Source organism: Pseudomonas sp. 09C 129, assembly GCF_002843625.1.
Taxonomy (GTDB): Bacteria; Pseudomonadota; Gammaproteobacteria; order Pseudomonadales; family Pseudomonadaceae; genus Aquipseudomonas; species Aquipseudomonas chlororaphis.
On record NZ_CP025261.1, the window covers coordinates 5,150,709 to 5,165,027 of the forward strand.

The 14,319-nt window shown below is 61.2% G+C and carries 9 protein-coding genes, 2 tRNA genes and 2 rRNA genes; 4 read left to right on the top strand and 9 right to left on the bottom strand.

The features are described from left to right. Positions 1 to 12: 12 nt before the first annotated feature. Positions 13 to 1,317, bottom strand: a complete 1,305-nt coding sequence (locus CXQ81_RS22835) for an MFS transporter (RefSeq protein WP_101338654.1) — start codon at positions 1,315 to 1,317, stop codon at positions 13 to 15. Positions 1,318 to 1,499: 182 nt separating this feature from the next. Here CXQ81_RS22835 and CXQ81_RS22840 point away from each other — a divergent pair, with 182 nt between their 5' ends. Further along, complete coding sequence (locus tag CXQ81_RS22840) at positions 1,500 to 2,435, top strand: LysR family transcriptional regulator (protein WP_087091837.1); 936 nt, start codon at positions 1,500 to 1,502, stop codon at positions 2,433 to 2,435. On the opposite strand, the gene CXQ81_RS22845 is transcribed toward CXQ81_RS22840, so the two are convergent. The 3 genes from CXQ81_RS22845 to CXQ81_RS22855 are packed head-to-tail and all read right to left on the bottom strand — an operon-like array spanning position 2,429 to position 5,408. After that, complete coding sequence (locus CXQ81_RS22845) at positions 2,429 to 3,358, bottom strand: glyoxylate/hydroxypyruvate reductase A (RefSeq protein ID WP_101338655.1); 930 nt, start codon at positions 3,356 to 3,358, stop codon at positions 2,429 to 2,431. The two genes, CXQ81_RS22840 and CXQ81_RS22845, sit on opposite strands and share 7 nt — an antisense overlap. Next, entirely contained in the window at positions 3,355 to 4,110 is a 756-nt protein-coding gene (locus CXQ81_RS22850; protein ID WP_007928209.1) for a class II aldolase/adducin family protein, read from the bottom strand. The genes CXQ81_RS22845 and CXQ81_RS22850 overlap by 4 nt, the downstream gene beginning before the upstream one ends. After that, positions 4,107 to 5,408 (bottom strand): MFS transporter, encoded by a 1,302-nt coding sequence (locus CXQ81_RS22855; RefSeq protein WP_101338656.1) that lies wholly within the window; start codon positions 5,406 to 5,408, stop codon positions 4,107 to 4,109. Before CXQ81_RS22855 ends, CXQ81_RS22850 begins: the two co-directional genes overlap by 4 nt. A 155-nt stretch (positions 5,409 to 5,563) precedes the next feature. Between CXQ81_RS22855 and CXQ81_RS22860 the strand changes: the two genes are divergently transcribed. Then, complete coding sequence (locus tag CXQ81_RS22860; protein ID WP_101338657.1) at positions 5,564 to 6,550, top strand: LysR family transcriptional regulator; 987 nt, start codon at positions 5,564 to 5,566, stop codon at positions 6,548 to 6,550. 1 nt (position 6,551) lies between these two features. On the opposite strand, the gene mrdA is transcribed toward CXQ81_RS22860, so the two are convergent. Beyond that, on the bottom strand, positions 6,552 to 8,444 hold the full coding sequence (gene mrdA / locus CXQ81_RS22865) for a penicillin-binding protein 2 (RefSeq protein ID WP_101338658.1): 1,893 nt from the start codon (positions 8,442 to 8,444) through the stop codon (positions 6,552 to 6,554). A 243-nt stretch (positions 8,445 to 8,687) separates the two neighbouring features. On the opposite strand from mrdA, the gene CXQ81_RS22870 reads away from it, so the two are divergent. Then, the gene (locus CXQ81_RS22870; RefSeq protein WP_101338659.1) at positions 8,688 to 9,620 is read left to right on the top strand and encodes a TIGR03571 family LLM class oxidoreductase; all 933 of its coding nucleotides are present in this window, start codon (positions 8,688 to 8,690) and stop codon (positions 9,618 to 9,620) included. Continuing rightward, positions 9,610 to 10,614 (top strand): zinc-binding dehydrogenase, encoded by a 1,005-nt coding sequence (locus tag CXQ81_RS22875; protein ID WP_101338660.1) that lies wholly within the window; start codon positions 9,610 to 9,612, stop codon positions 10,612 to 10,614. Before CXQ81_RS22870 ends, CXQ81_RS22875 begins: the two co-directional genes overlap by 11 nt. Before the next feature lie 133 nt (positions 10,615 to 10,747). Here CXQ81_RS22875 and rrf read toward each other — a convergent pair. From rrf to CXQ81_RS22895, 4 genes are all read right to left on the bottom strand, one after another. Then, positions 10,748 to 10,863 (bottom strand): 5S ribosomal RNA (gene rrf / locus CXQ81_RS22880). Positions 10,864 to 11,002: 139 nt separating this feature from the next. Continuing rightward, positions 11,003 to 13,894, bottom strand: a 23S ribosomal RNA gene (locus CXQ81_RS22885). A 239-nt stretch (positions 13,895 to 14,133) separates the two neighbouring features. Next, positions 14,134 to 14,209, bottom strand: a tRNA-Ala gene (locus tag CXQ81_RS22890). Between the two features lie 26 nt (positions 14,210 to 14,235). Next, positions 14,236 to 14,312, bottom strand: a tRNA-Ile gene (locus CXQ81_RS22895). Positions 14,313 to 14,319 lie beyond the last annotated feature (7 nt).

Sequence of the window (14,319 nt, forward strand, 5' to 3'; positions counted from 1 at the left end):
ATTCGTAAACACTCAAGCCATTTCCAGGCGGTGGACGGCTGCATGGCGACGGGCCAGGGCCAGCACGCAGAGCAGCGAGATAGTCGCGATCAGGCTGTAGAACAACGCCATCGGCCACCACTGGCCGGCGAATTGATGGGCCAGCCAGGTGCCGATCAGCGGCGTCAGGCCACCGGCTACGGCACCGCAGATCTGATAGGCCAGGGAGATCGCGGTGTAGCGCACGCGGGTCTCGAACATGCCGCTGACGTAGCCGGCGATCACCGCATAGAAAGACGCCATGCACACCACCGCCAGGGCGATGCCGAGGATGATCAGCGGCGCCTGGCCGCTGCTCACCAGCACGAACATCGGGTACGGCGAGGCCATGGCCAGCAACGACACCAGGCACAGGAAGCGCGTGGCGCCGATCTTCTCGGCGGTCCAGGCCGCCAGGGGCTGGATGCAGAACTGGATGATCGCCACCACGAACAGGCATTCCAGGATCAGCGAACGCGGCAACCCCAGTTGCTGGGTGCTGTAGGCGATCATGAAGGTGTTGGTGAAGTACACCCCGGCAATCCCCAGGGTGTTGGCGCCGATGCACAGCAGCAGCGGGCGCCAGGCGCTGTGCAGCACCTCCATCACCGGCGCCTGTTCCTTGCGCAGACTCTTGTGCGCCTGCTCGCGGCTGGCGAGGAATTCCGGCGACTCATTGACCCCCAGGCGAATCGCCAGGCCCACCACCAGCAACAGCGCACTGGCGAGGAACGGCAGGCGCCAGCCCCAGCTCATCAGGTCTTCTTCGGGCAGGCGGGTGACCGCGCTGAAGGCCAGCAGCGACAGGATCAACCCGGCCGGGCTGCCCAACTGCGCAAAGGACGCGAAGAAGTTGCGCCGGCCCCTGGGCGCATGCTCGCCGGCCATCAACACCGCCCCGCCCCACTCGCCACCGACGGCGATGCCCTGGACGATGCGCAGCAGGATCAGCAGCACCGGCGCCGCCGCGCCGATCTGTGCATAAGTCGGCAGCAGGCCGATGCACACCGTGACCACGCCCATCATCAGCAGGGTGATCACCAGGGATTTCTTGCGCCCGATACGGTCGCCGATATGGCCGAACACGATGCCGCCCAATGGCCGGGCGAAGAAGCCCACGGCGAAGGTGCCGAAGGCCGCCATGGTGCTGAACAGTTTGTCGTCGGAGGGGAAGAACAAGGCGCCGAACACCAGCGCCGCGGCGGTGGCGTAGATGTAGAAGTCGTACCACTCGATCATGGTGCCGATAAAGGCGGCGGCGGCCGCACGGCGCGGCTGTGGCGAAGCTGAAGGCTTCATGGATCGTGCTCCTTTGATTATTTTTCTGGCAGGAGAGAACGGGAATGCCGAGGCGCTCTGACGGCGCCTGTCTGGGAGGGATTTATCGTCGCGGGCCTATAATTAGTCAATTTTCTATTTATTATGTTGATTATTACCGCTACTTATTATCAGCCCTGTCCTTCGACCCAGAGCCCCGCGCCATGTCCAACCGCCTGCCCGACCGCCTGCTCAACGACCGCCTGGACTGGAACCTGCTACGCACCTTTCGGGTGATCGGCCAGGAACTGAGCATCAGCCGCGCGGCCGCCCGCCTGCACCTGACCCAGCCGGCGGTGAGCCAGGCCCTCAAGCGCCTGGAGGAACAATTGGGCCGCCAGTTGATCGCCCGGCGCGGACCACGTTTTGCCCTGACCGAAGTAGGCGAGCAGATCTTCCACCTGGCCGGCGAGATCTACGGGCAGATGTCCCAGGTCAGTGGCGTGCTGGAGCAGCCGGCCGACGAGGTGATCGGCAAGGTGCGCCTGCTGATGATCAGCCGGATCTTTTCCGCGCGTTTCGATGACTTCCTCGCCGACTTCCACCGCCAGCATCCGCGGGTCGACCTGGAGATCGAGGTGCTGCGCAGCTCGGACATCGTCAGCGCCTTGCAGGAGAAAACCGCGACCCTCGGCCTGAGCCTCAACCGCCGGCCCCAGCCGCGCCTGGAACAGCGGCTGTTCCTGCGCCAGCGCTATGCGTTTTTCTGCGGCAAGCACCATGGGCTGTTCGGCCAGCAGAAGGTGGCCGAGGGGGATTTGCAGCGGGAGAATTTCGTCAGCTTCACCAGCGACCAGATCGGCGGCATGCTCTCGCCGCTGACCATCTTTCGCGACCAACAGGGTTTCAGCGGGCGCATCGTCGCCTCGTCGCCGAGCCTGGAAGAAGTGCGGCGCCTGGTGATCGCCGGCTACGGTATCGGCTGCCTGCCCGAGCATGTGGTGGCGGCCGATGTCGAAGCCGGGCTGCTGTGGCGCCTGCCGCCCGACGAAGGCATCGCCGACGTCGATATCCATCTGCTGTGGAACCGAGAACAGCGCATGAGCCGCGCCGAGACGGTCTTTATCGAAGCCTTACAGGCCTGCCTGGGCGCTCAGTAACCCTGTGCCCTGTCCACCTCGTTCAACAGCGCATCGCCGGCTTGCAGCCGCCGCAGGTTGTCCGCCACCTGTTCGGCAATGCAATCGTGGGAAGCCGCCGAGGCCATGTGCGGGGTGAGAGTGACCCCGGGGGTGCTCCACAACGGATGATCGGCCGGCAGCGGCTCCTGTTCGAACACATCGAGCAAAGCGCCGCGCAACTGGCCGCTGGCCAGGGCCTGTTGCAGGTCGTCGAGGTTGAGGTGGCCGCCGCGCCCGACATTGACCAGCGCCGCGCCATGGGCCAGCCGGGCAAAGCTGTCGCACCCGAGAATGCCGCGGGTCTCGGCGGTCAGGGGCAGCAGGTTGATCAGCAGTTCCACTTGGTCGAGAAAGGGCTCCAGCTGCCCCGGTCCGACCAAGGTTTGTACCCCCGCCAGGCGCTTGGCGCTGCGGGCCCAGCCGCGCACGTCGTAGCCGGCGGCGGCCAGGTCGAGGGCGATGGCGCTGCCCAGGGAACCCAGGCCCATGACCCCGACCTTGAACTGCCGCGCCGGCCGTTGCAGCGGCCGCTCCCAGTGCCGCTCGCGCTGCTGCTGCAGCACCCGGTCGAAGCCGCGGTGATAGTGGATCACCGCCCAGCGCAGGTACTCGGTCATGCCCTGGCGGTGGCCCGGGTCCACCACCCGGCACACCGGCAGGTCCGGGCACGAAGGGTCGTGTTCCAGGTGGTCGATGCCCGCCGCCACCGAATGAATCATTTGCAGGCTGGGCAAACGCCCCAGGCTGCCGGCGGGTGGAAACCAGCAAGCGGCGACCTGCGCCTGAGCGGCACGCGGATCGTCGGCCAGCACCGCCTGCACCTGTGGCGCGCAGCGGGCGAAGGCGGCCTGCAATTGCTTGAGCAACAGGCTGTCGCGGGACAGCAGCACCACGAGGCTCATGACAGATAGGACTCGCGCTGGGACTCGATCAAGGTCAAGGCGGCCTCCCAGGCCAGCTCGATGATGTGGTCGGCGTCGTCGCGTTCGAACTGTTCGGCGGTGTGGGCGCAGACCTGCGGCGACGGGTAGTTCAGCTCGCAACCGCCGGCCAGCGCCTGGACCTGGGCCTGGCAGGCACGCTCGAGAAAATGGATCTCCTGGAACGCATGGGCGACGCTGGCACCGCCCACCAGCAGGCCGTGGTTACGCAGGATCATCGCCTTGTGCGGGCCAAGGTCGGCGATCAGGCGCTCGCGCTCGTCCAGGGACAAGGCAATACCTTCATAGGTGTGGTACGCCAGCTTGCCGTAGAACTTCAGCGCGTGCTGGCTGATGGGCAACAGCCCCTGTTTCTGCGCGGCCACTGCGATGCCGGCGGCGGTGTGGGTGTGGATCACGCAGTTGAGGTCCGGGCGCGCCATATGGATCGCCGAGTGGATGACGAAGCCGGCGGCGTTGACCCGGTGCCCGGCGTAGTGCGGGTCGACGATGCGCCCCTCCTGGTCGATGCGCACCAGGTCGCTGGCACGCATGCGGTCGAAGATCACCCCGTAGCGGTTGATCAGGAAGTGATGCTCGGGCCCTGGAATGCGCAGGGTGATGTGGGTGTCGATCAGGTCGGTCATGCGAAAGTGCGCGACCAGTCGATACAGGGCTGCCAGCTCGCAGCGGGCCTGCCATTCAATCGGGCTCATGTGTTCGGGTTTGCTCACGAATACACCTCTTTGGCAGCGTGGTGGACAGTCGGGTTGGCGCGCAGCCGGGCCAGGCCGCAGACGCCGATCAATGACAGGGCCGACAGCAGGCTGAAGAACACCGCCAGCGGCAGCCACTGTCCGGAAAACTGGCTGGCCAGCAGGGTGCCGATCAGCGGCGTGCTGCCACCGGCGACCGCGCAGGCCAGTTGGTAGGCGATGGAGATCCCCGAGTAGCGCAGGTGCACCGGGAAGGCCTGGGTCATGTAGCCGGCGATCACCGCGTACAGCGCCGAGAGAATCACCACCGCCAGGGCGATGCCAAGGGTCATCAGCACAATGTTCTGGGTGCCGACCAACAGGAACATCGGGTACGGCGTGGCCATGCACAGCAGCGCCACCCACTTGAGGAAACGCCCCTCGCCGATACGCTCGGCCAGCAGCGCGGAGACCGGCTGGGACAGCAGCTGGATGATCGTCACCAGGAACAGGCAATCGAGAATGGTCGCCCGGGAAATGCCCTGGTACTGGGTCACGTAGGTGATCATGAAGGTGTTGGTGAAGAAGAAGCCGGCCGAACCGATGGTCACCGCGGCGGCGGCGAACAGGATCTGCTTCCAGCAGCTGCGCAGCACTTCCATCACCGGGTACTGGGCGGTTTCGTTGTTGTCCCGGGCCTTGGCGAACTCCGGCGACTCATGCACGCCGGAACGGATCATCAGGCCGAACATCATCAGCACGCCGCTGGCGAGAAACGGCAGGCGCCAGCCCCAGTCGAGGAAGTCCTGCTGGTCCAGCCCGGTCACCAGGCGGAAGGCGATCAACGCCAGCAGCAGGCCGGCCGGGCTGCCGAGCTGGGCGAAGGAGGCGTAGAAGGTCTTGCGTTTGGCCGGGGCATGTTCGCTGGCCATCAGCACCGCCCCGCCCCACTCGCCGCCCACGGAAATGCCCTGGATGATGCGCAGCACGATCAGGCTGATGGGCGCCCAGATGCCGACGCTGGCGTAGCTGGGCAGCAAGCCGATGCCGGTGGTGGCCAGGCCCATCAGCGCCATGGTCACCAGCAGCATTTTCTTGCGCCCGAGGCGATCGCCGAGGTGGCCGAACACCATGCCGGCCATGGGCCGGGCGATGAAGCCCACGGCGAAGCTGCCGAAGGCTGCCAGGGTGCTCATCACCGGGTCGCTGCTGGGAAAGAACACCTGGCCGAGGACCAGGGCCGCGGCCGTGGCGTAGATGTAGAAGTCGTAGAACTCGATGGTCGTGCCGATAAAGGCCGCCGCCGCGGCTCGGCGCGGCTGAGGAGTGCTGTGCATGCAAGGACCCTGTGTATTTGTAGTTTTGGGCAGGTGCGGAAGGCTGATCACGCGGCGCTCTCTGGCGCTTGTGGGCTTTATCGCCGTCATGCCAGGATTAGTCAATTTTCAAATCCTTATCTTTGCTATTAGCACCGCTACTACATGGAGCCGCCATGCCCGCACCGCTCTCCACCTCCAACCCCTGGGTCGGTCGGCGTTTCCTCAACGATCGCCTGGACTGGAACCTGCTGCGCACCTACCTGGTAATCGGCCAGGAAGGCAGCATGAGCCGGGCCGCCGCACGCCTGCACATCACCCAGTCGGCGGTCAGCCAGGCCCTCAAGCGCCTGGAGGAACAGCTCGATTGCGTGTTGATCGCGCGCAGCGGACGGCGCTTCGAGCTGACGGAAACCGGGGAGGAAGTGCTGCGTATCGCCACCGATATCTACGGCGATATCTCGCGCCTGGGCACGGTGCTGGAGAGCCGCAACGACGACGTGGTGGGCAAGATCCGCATCCTCACCGTCAGCGGTGTGCAGGCGCCGCATTACGACGAGTTCCTCGCCGATTTCCATGAGGCCCACCCGAAAATCGAGCTGGAAGTCGAGGTGATGGGCAGCTCGGACATCATCAGTTCGCTGCTGCAAAAGACCGCGACCCTGGGGGTCGGGCTGTGCCGCCTGCCACAACCCAGGCTGGAACAGCGGGTGTTGTTTCGCGAGCGGTATGCCTACTTCTGCGGCCAGCGCCACCGGCTGTTCGGCCAGCAAGGCCTGACCCTGCAACAGCTGGCCAACGAGAACTTCGTCAGCTTCACCAGCGACCAGTTGGGGGGCAACCTGTCACCGCTGACGCTGTTTCGCGACCAGCAGGGCTTTACCGGCAAGATCGTCGCCTCCTCCACCAGCTTTGAAGAGATCTATCGCCTGATCTGCGCAGGGTTCGGGATCGGCTGCCTGCCGATCCACCTGGTCAGGCGGGATGTCGAGCAAGGGCTGCTCTGGCGTTTGCCGCCGGACGAGGGCGTGGTGGATTTCGATATCCAGTTGCTGTGGCACCGGGAACAGAAGATGAGCCAGGCCGAAACCCTGTTCCTGGACAGCATCCAGCACATGCTCAGTATTCGTGAGCAGGTGCCGGACAGCCTGATGTTCAAATGACTCAGGCGTGGGGAACGTCCGGCCCCTTGCCAGGGCTGGCGTATTGCGGCTTCAGGTGGCCTTGCTGATCGAGCAGCCAGGCATCCATGACCTGACGTACCACGGGGCCTGCGACCCGGCCGCCGGCCTCGCCGTTCTCGATCATCACCGCCACCACGATCTGTGGGTGCTCGGCCGGCGCGAAGCCGACGAACAAGGCATTGTCACGATGGCGCTCGCGGGTCTTGAGACGGTCGTAACGCTCGCCCTGTTTGATCGCCACCACCTGCGCCGTACCGCTCTTGCCGGCGATGCGGTATTGCGCACCGGCCGCCGCGTCGCGTGCGGTGCCCCGGGGCGCGTGCATCACCATCTGCATGCCGTGGCTGACCAGGTCCCAGTCGACCGGGTCCTTGAGCCGGATGTTCGGCATCGGGTGTTCGTCCACCGGCGCCACGCCATCGACGGTCTTGGCCAGATGAGGGCGATTCCACACGCCCTTGTTGGCGATCAGCGCCGTCGCCTGGGCCAGCTGCAGCGGCGTGACCTGCATATACCCTTGGCCAATGCCGAGAATCACCGTCTCGCCGGGGAACCACGGCTGGCGCCGGGTGGCGCGCTTCCAGGCCTGGGACGGCATCAGCCCTGGCGCTTCCTCGAACATGTCCAGGGAGACTTTCTCGCCCAGGCCGAACATCGCCAGGTAATCGTGCAGGCGATCGATACCGAGCTTGTGCGCCAGGTCGTAGAAGTAGGTGTCGTTGGAACGCATGATCGCCGCGTCCAGGTCCACCCAGCCGTCGCCGCTGTGGTTCCAGTTCCGGTATTTGTGGTCGACGTCCGGCAGTTGGTAGTAACCCGGATCGAACACTCGGGTCGAGGCGTTGACCACCCCGGAGTCCAGCCCGGCGATCGCCACCTCCGGCTTGATGGTCGAACCCGGCGCATACAGGCCGCGCAGCACCCGGTTGAACAGCGGCCGGTCGATGGAGTCGCGTAACGCGCTGTACTCCTTGAAGCTGATGCCGGTGACGAACAGGTTCGGGTCGAAGCTCGGCTTGCTGACCATGGCCAGCACTTCGCCGGTCTGCGGATCGAGGGCCACCACCGATCCGCGACGGTCGCCCAGGGCCGCCTCGGCCGCCTCCTGCAACTTCACGTCGAGGCTGAGCACGATGTTTTTCCCAGGGATCGGATCGGTGTGCTTGAGCACCCGCATGACCCGGCCCTGGGCGTTGGTTTCCACCTCTTCATAGCCGACATGGCCATGCAGCTGGGACTCGTAGAAGCGCTCGATCCCGGTCTTGCCGATCGACTGGGTGCCGCGGTACTCCACCGAATCCAGGACCTTGGCTTCCTTCTCGTTGATGCGCCCGACATAGCCGATGGAATGGGCGAAGTGCGCGCCCATCGGATAGTGCCGCACGAACTGGGCCTCGACCTCCAGCCCCGGCAAGCGGTACTCGTTGACCGCCAGCACGGCGATCTGCTCTTCGGTCAGCTCATAGAACAGGGTGACCGGCACGAACGGATGGCGTGACTGCTTCAGCGCCTTGTCGAACAGCGCGCGGTCCTCGGCGGGCAGGTGCAGCAGGCTGACCACCTGGTCCAGCTCGCCCTTCAGATCGGTGGTGCGCTCGCGGGTGATGGTCAGGTTGAAGCTGGGGCGGTTGTCGGCCAGCAGCACGCCGTTGCGGTCGTAGATCAGGCCGCGAGTCGGGGTGATGGGCAGCACGTGCACCCGATTGTTTTCGGAAATGGTCGAGTGGTAGTCGAATTCGACCACCTGCAGGAAGTACAGGCGCCCGATCAGGGTGCAGGTGATAGCGACCACCAGGAGCGCGCAGGCCAACAGTCTTTTGTTGACCAGCCGCGTCTCTTTTTCGTGGTCCTTGATCGGTATCGGTTCAGGCATTGCTACAGCTTCTCGTGGAATAGTGAACGCTGATCCGTGCGGGTGAATGTCGGTCCCTTGAAAAGCGAGCTGCACCATACCAAAAACCGTCCCGGCGCTTTCATGAAGAATTCAGCCGATTCGTGATGCCCGCTCAAGATTGTTGTTCCGATTCATGCATTTTTCCGTGGGCCGGGCCTGGGGATACTGCTGCGCTGTGATCCCTATGACCGTCTTGCCACGGGCGAGACGCCGGAGCCCTTCATGCACCCTCGTTTTCAACGCCTGCTTGGCAGGAACAACTTTTCCGTCGGCCTGGAACTGCCGCTCGATAACGACTGGTCCAGCGATGGCCAACGCCTGCGCCAGATCGAAGGTCGCCCCTTCGGCGTGCCGGACCTCAAGCAGCACGCAACCCTCGCCCGCCTGGCGGACCAGGCCGGCTTTCGCGCGCTATGGGTACGTGACGTACCGGTGTACGACCCGAATTTCGGCGATGCCGCTCAGGTCTTCGAAACCTTTTCCTACCTCGGCTATCTGGCCGGCATCACGCAGAACATCATGCTCGGAACCGCCGCGGTGGTCCTGCCGTTGCGTCAGCCGTGGCTGACCCTCAAGGCCGCCAACAGCATCGACGAGTTGAGCGATGGTCGCTTGCTGCTGGGGGTCGCCAGTGGTGACCGGCCGATGGAGTATCCGCTGTTCGGTGTCGATTACGCCCAGCGCGGAGAGCTCTTTCGCGATGCTGTCGAGCTGTTGCACAGCCAGGGACAGGATCGTTTACCCGAGGGTGCGCATCTGCTGCCACAGCGTCCTGAAGCCGCACCGCTACTCGTGGCCGGGCTGGGCCAGCAATCGCCGGCCTGGATCGGTGCACACATGGACGGCTGGCTCGCCTACCCGGGCACCCCGGACGAACATCGCCGACGCGTCGCGCTCTGGCGTGAGGTCGGTGGCGACAAACCCTATATCAGTTTCGTCCACCTGGACCTTGCCGCTGACCCGCATGCACCCATGCAGCGCCTGCGCTTTGGTGGCCGCTGTGGGCGCCTGGCACTGATCGAGGAGCTGCAGGCCCTGCGTGAGGCAGGCGTGCAGCATGTCGGCCTGCATCTGCGCCGCAGTGAACGCCCGGTGGCCGAGGCCATCGAGGAAATTGCCGAATTCGTACTGCCGAGGTTTCACCATGCCAACTGAATACAACGCCTGGGGCTGGACCGCAGGAGCCGGCCTGGAAGGCCTTCAACTGATCCGCAAGACATTGCCGCAACCGGGAGCGAATGAAGTGCTGATCGCCAATAGCGCGATCGCCCTCAACCCGGTGGACTGGAAGATCATCGAGTGGGGACATGCCGATTGGCATACCGGCCGCGTGCCTGGTGTCGATGGCGTTGGTGTGGTGGTGGCCGCGGGGTCCGCGGTGACGCTGAAGATCGGTACACGGGTGGCTTATCACCAGTCGTTGAGCCGTGATGGCAGCTTCGCCGAGTATTGCCTGCTCGATGCCAATGCGGCGCTGCCGGTTCCTGAGTCACTGGATGATGCGGTTGCCGCCAGCCTGCCCTGCCCCGGCCTGACCGCCTTGCAGGCGCTGGATAAGGTCCCCGTTGTAGGTGCACGTGATGTGCTGGTGGTGGGAGCTGGCGGGGCAGTGGGTTCACTGCTGGTTCAGTTGGCGGCGCAACGTGGTTTGCGGGTGTGGGCGACGGCGTCTGCCCAGCACCATGCGCGGTTGCTGGCGCAAGGCGCGGTCGGGGTCTTCGACTATCGGGCAGGCACCTGGCAAACCGAGCTGCAATCGCGACTGGGCGAACGTTGCCTGCATGCGCTGTTCGATACCGTCAGCGGGGCTCAGGCGCGCAGGCTGGCAGCACTGCTGGGTTACAACGGGCACTTGGTGTGTATTCAGGATCGTCAGGAGGCAGCGCCATTGCCGGCGTTCAGCACCGCGATCTCACTCCACGAGGTGGCCCTCAACAGTATTCACGCTTACGGCAGCCGAGCCGACTGGCAACAGCTACGTCAGTACGCCGAGCAACTGATGAGCGGGACTGTATCGGGTCTGCTGCAACCTGCACCGCTGATTGAGTTCGACTTCAACCAACTGCCGGAGAAACTGCGGGCATTGAAGAATGGTGAGCAGCATGGCAAGTGGGTAGCCCGGCTGACCCACAACAGCCTGGGACGTTAACGCCCGCCAAGGGTGCCTTCGGCTTGAGGTAGTTCTTGAGTCGAAGCGCACTGCTCTCCGGTGACTGGAAAGGTTTTTCCGCGCGCAAAAACAAAACCCCAATTGCTTTCGCAATTGGGGTTTTGGAATTTAATCTTGACGATGACCTACTCTCACATGGGGAAACCCCACACTACCATCGGCGATGCATCGTTTCACTGCTGAGTTCGGGATGGGATCAGGTGGTTCCAATGCTCTATGGTCGTCAAGAAATTCGGTGTGCCGAGTCGTCTTTCGACGCTTCAGCAAATTGGGTATGCGATAGTTTGTGTGTTTTCTCGAACTTTCGGTTCGTTTCGTCTTCACACACCGCAATCTGGCTGTTAAGCGCAAATTGCTTGGGTGTTATATGGTCAAGCCTCACGGGCAATTAGTATTGGTTAGCTCAACGCCTCACAGCGCTTACACACCCAACCTATCAACGTCGTAGTCTTCGACGGCCCTTCAGGGAACTCAAGGTTCCAGTGAGATCTCATCTTGAGGCAAGTTTCCCGCTTAGATGCTTTCAGCGGTTATCTTTTCCGAACATAGCTACCCGGCAATGCCACTGGCGTGACAACCGGAACACCAGAGGTTCGTCCACTCCGGTCCTCTCGTACTAGGAGCAGCCCCTCTCAAATCTCAAACGTCCACGGCAGATAGGGACCGAACTGTCTCACGACGTTCTAAACCCAGCTCGCGTACCACTTTAAATGGCGAACAGCCATACCCTTGGGACCGGCTTCAGCCCCAGGATGTGATGAGCCGACATCGAGGTGCCAAACACCGCCGTCGATATGAACTCTTGGGCGGTATCAGCCTGTTATCCCCGGAGTACCTTTTATCCGTTGAGCGATGGCCCTTCCATACAGAACCACCGGATCACTAAGACCTACTTTCGTACCTGCTCGACGTGTCTGTCTCGCAGTCAAGCGCGCTTTTGCCTTTATACTCTACGACCGATTTCCGACCGGTCTGAGCGCACCTTCGTACTCCTCCGTTACTCTTTAGGAGGAGACCGCCCCAGTCAAACTACCCACCATACACTGTCCTCGATCCGGATAACGGACCTGAGTTAGAACCTCAAAGTTGCCAGGGTGGTATTTCAAGGATGGCTCCACGCGAACTGGCGTCCACGCTTCAAAGCCTCCCACCTATCCTACACAAGCAAATTCAAAGTCCAGTGCAAAGCTATAGTAAAGGTTCACGGGGTCTTTCCGTCTAGCCGCGGATACACTGCATCTTCACAGCGATTTCAATTTCACTGAGTCTCGGGTGGAGACAGCGCCGCCATCGTTACGCCATTCGTGCAGGTCGGAACTTACCCGACAAGGAATTTCGCTACCTTAGGACCGTTATAGTTACGGCCGCCGTTTACCGGGGCTTCGATCAAGAGCTTCGCGTTAGCTAACCCCATCAATTAACCTTCCGGCACCGGGCAGGCGTCACACCCTATACGTCCACTTTCGTGTTTGCAGAGTGCTGTGTTTTTAATAAACAGTCGCAGCGGCCTGGTATCTTCGACCGGCATGGGCTTACGGAGCAAGTCCTTCACCCTCACCGGCGCACCTTCTCCCGAAGTTACGGTGCCATTTTGCCTAGTTCCTTCACCCGAGTTCTCTCAAGCGCCTTGGTATTCTCTACCCAACCACCTGTGTCGGTTTGGGGTACGGTTCCTAGTTATCTGAAGCTTAGAAGCTTTTCTTGGAAGCATGGCATCAACCACTTCGTCACCTAAAAGGTAACTCGTCATCAGCTCTCGGCCTTAGAATCCCGGATTTACCTAAGATTCCAGCCTACCACCTTAAACTTGGACAACCAACGCCAAGCTGGCCTAGCCTTCTCCGTCCCTCCATCGCAATAACTAGAAGTACAGGAATATTAACCTGTTTTCCATCGACTACGCTTTTCAGCCTCGCCTTAGGGACCGACTAACCCTGCGTCGATTAACGTTGCGCAGGAAACCTTGGTCTTTCGGCGTGGGTGTTTTTCACACCCATTGTCGTTACTCATGTCAGCATTCGCACTTCTGATACCTCCAGCAAGCTTCTCAACTCACCTTCACAGGCTTACAGAACGCTCCTCTACCGCATCACTTACGTGATACCCGTAGCTTCGGTGTATGGTTTGAGCCCCGTTACATCTTCCGCGCAGGCCGACTCGACTAGTGAGCTATTACGCTTTCTTTAAAGGGTGGCTGCTTCTAAGCCAACCTCCTAGCTGTCTAAGCCTTCCCACATCGTTTCCCACTTAACCATAACTTTGGGACCTTAGCTGACGGTCTGGGTTGTTTCCCTTTTCACGACGGACGTTAGCACCCGCCGTGTGTCTCCCATGCTCGGCACTTGTAGGTATTCGGAGTTTGCATCGGTTTGGTAAGTCGGGATGACCCCCTAGCCGAAACAGTGCTCTACCCCCTACAGTGATACATGAGGCGCTACCTAAATAGCTTTCGAGGAGAACCAGCTATCTCCGAGCTTGATTAGCCTTTCACTCCGATCCACAGGTCATCCGCTAACTTTTCAACGGTAGTCGGTTCGGTCCTCCAGTCAGTGTTACCTAACCTTCAACCTGCCCATGGATAGATCGCCCGGTTTCGGGTCTATACCCAGCGACTAAACGCCCTATTAAGACTCGCTTTCGCTACGCCTCCCCTATTCGGTTAAGCTCGCCACTGAATATAAGTCGCTGACCCATTATACAAAAGGTACGCAGTCACAGAACAAAGTCTGCTCCCACTGCTTGTACGCATACGGTTTCAGGATCTATTTCACTCCCCTCTCCGGGGTTCTTTTCGCCTTTCCCTCACGGTACTAGTTCACTATCGGTCAGTCAGTAGTATTTAGCCTTGGAGGATGGTCCCCCCATATTCAGACAAAGTTTCTCGTGCTCCGTCCTACTCGATTTCATGACTAAGAGATTTTCGCGTACAGGGCTATCACCCACTATGGCCGCACTTTCCAGAGCGTTCCGCTAATCTCAAAGCCACTTAAGGGCTAGTCCCCGTTCGCTCGCCACTACTAAGGGAATCTCGGTTGATTTCTTTTCCTCAGGGTACTTAGATGTTTCAGTTCCCCTGGTTCGCCTCTTGCACCTATGTATTCAGTACAAGATAACCATCTTATGATGGCTGGGTTCCCCCATTCAGACATCTCCGGATCAAAGTCTGTTTGCCGACTCCCCGAAGCTTTTCGCAGGCTACCACGTCTTTCATCGCCTCTGACTGCCAAGGCATCCACCGTATGCGCTTCTTCACTTGACCATATAACCCCAAGCAATCTGGTTATACTGTGAAGACGACATTCGCCGAAAATTCGCGATTAAACTCACAAATTTTACCTTAGCCTGAACAACACCAGTGAAAGTGCTATCCAGTCTATCTTTCTATCACATACCCAAATTTTTAAAGAACGATTCTGATAAAGATCAGAAATCAACATTCACCATCAACTTGATGGAATGCTCATTTCTAAGCTTTAAACGATGGACACCAATCTGTAATGGTGGAGCCAAGCGGGATCGAACCGCTGACCTCCTGCGTGCAAGGCAGGCGCTCTCCCAGCTGAGCTATGGCCCCGTATCGCTACAGGGTGCACCAGTAATTGGTGGGTCTGGGCAGATTCGAACTGCCGACCTCACCCTTATCAGGGGTGCGCTCTAACCAACTGAGCTACAGACCCAATCGTC

What these genes read in the sequence shown, in the direction of transcription:
- CXQ81_RS22835 (WP_101338654.1), bottom strand. Translation starts at nt 1,317, where the DNA reads ATGAAGCCTTCAGCTTCGCCACAGCCGCGCCGTGCGGCCGCCGCCGCC.
- CXQ81_RS22840 (WP_087091837.1), top strand. Translation starts at nt 1,500, where the DNA reads ATGTCCAACCGCCTGCCCGACCGCCTGCTCAACGACCGCCTGGACTGG.
- CXQ81_RS22845 (WP_101338655.1), bottom strand. Translation starts at nt 3,358, where the DNA reads ATGAGCCTCGTGGTGCTGCTGTCCCGCGACAGCCTGTTGCTCAAGCAA.
- CXQ81_RS22855 (WP_101338656.1), bottom strand. Translation starts at nt 5,408, where the DNA reads ATGCACAGCACTCCTCAGCCGCGCCGAGCCGCGGCGGCGGCCTTTATC.
- CXQ81_RS22860 (WP_101338657.1), top strand. Translation starts at nt 5,564, where the DNA reads ATGCCCGCACCGCTCTCCACCTCCAACCCCTGGGTCGGTCGGCGTTTC.
- mrdA (WP_101338658.1), bottom strand. Translation starts at nt 8,444, where the DNA reads ATGCCTGAACCGATACCGATCAAGGACCACGAAAAAGAGACGCGGCTG.
- CXQ81_RS22870 (WP_101338659.1), top strand. Translation starts at nt 8,688, where the DNA reads ATGCACCCTCGTTTTCAACGCCTGCTTGGCAGGAACAACTTTTCCGTC.
- CXQ81_RS22875 (WP_101338660.1), top strand. Translation starts at nt 9,610, where the DNA reads ATGCCAACTGAATACAACGCCTGGGGCTGGACCGCAGGAGCCGGCCTG.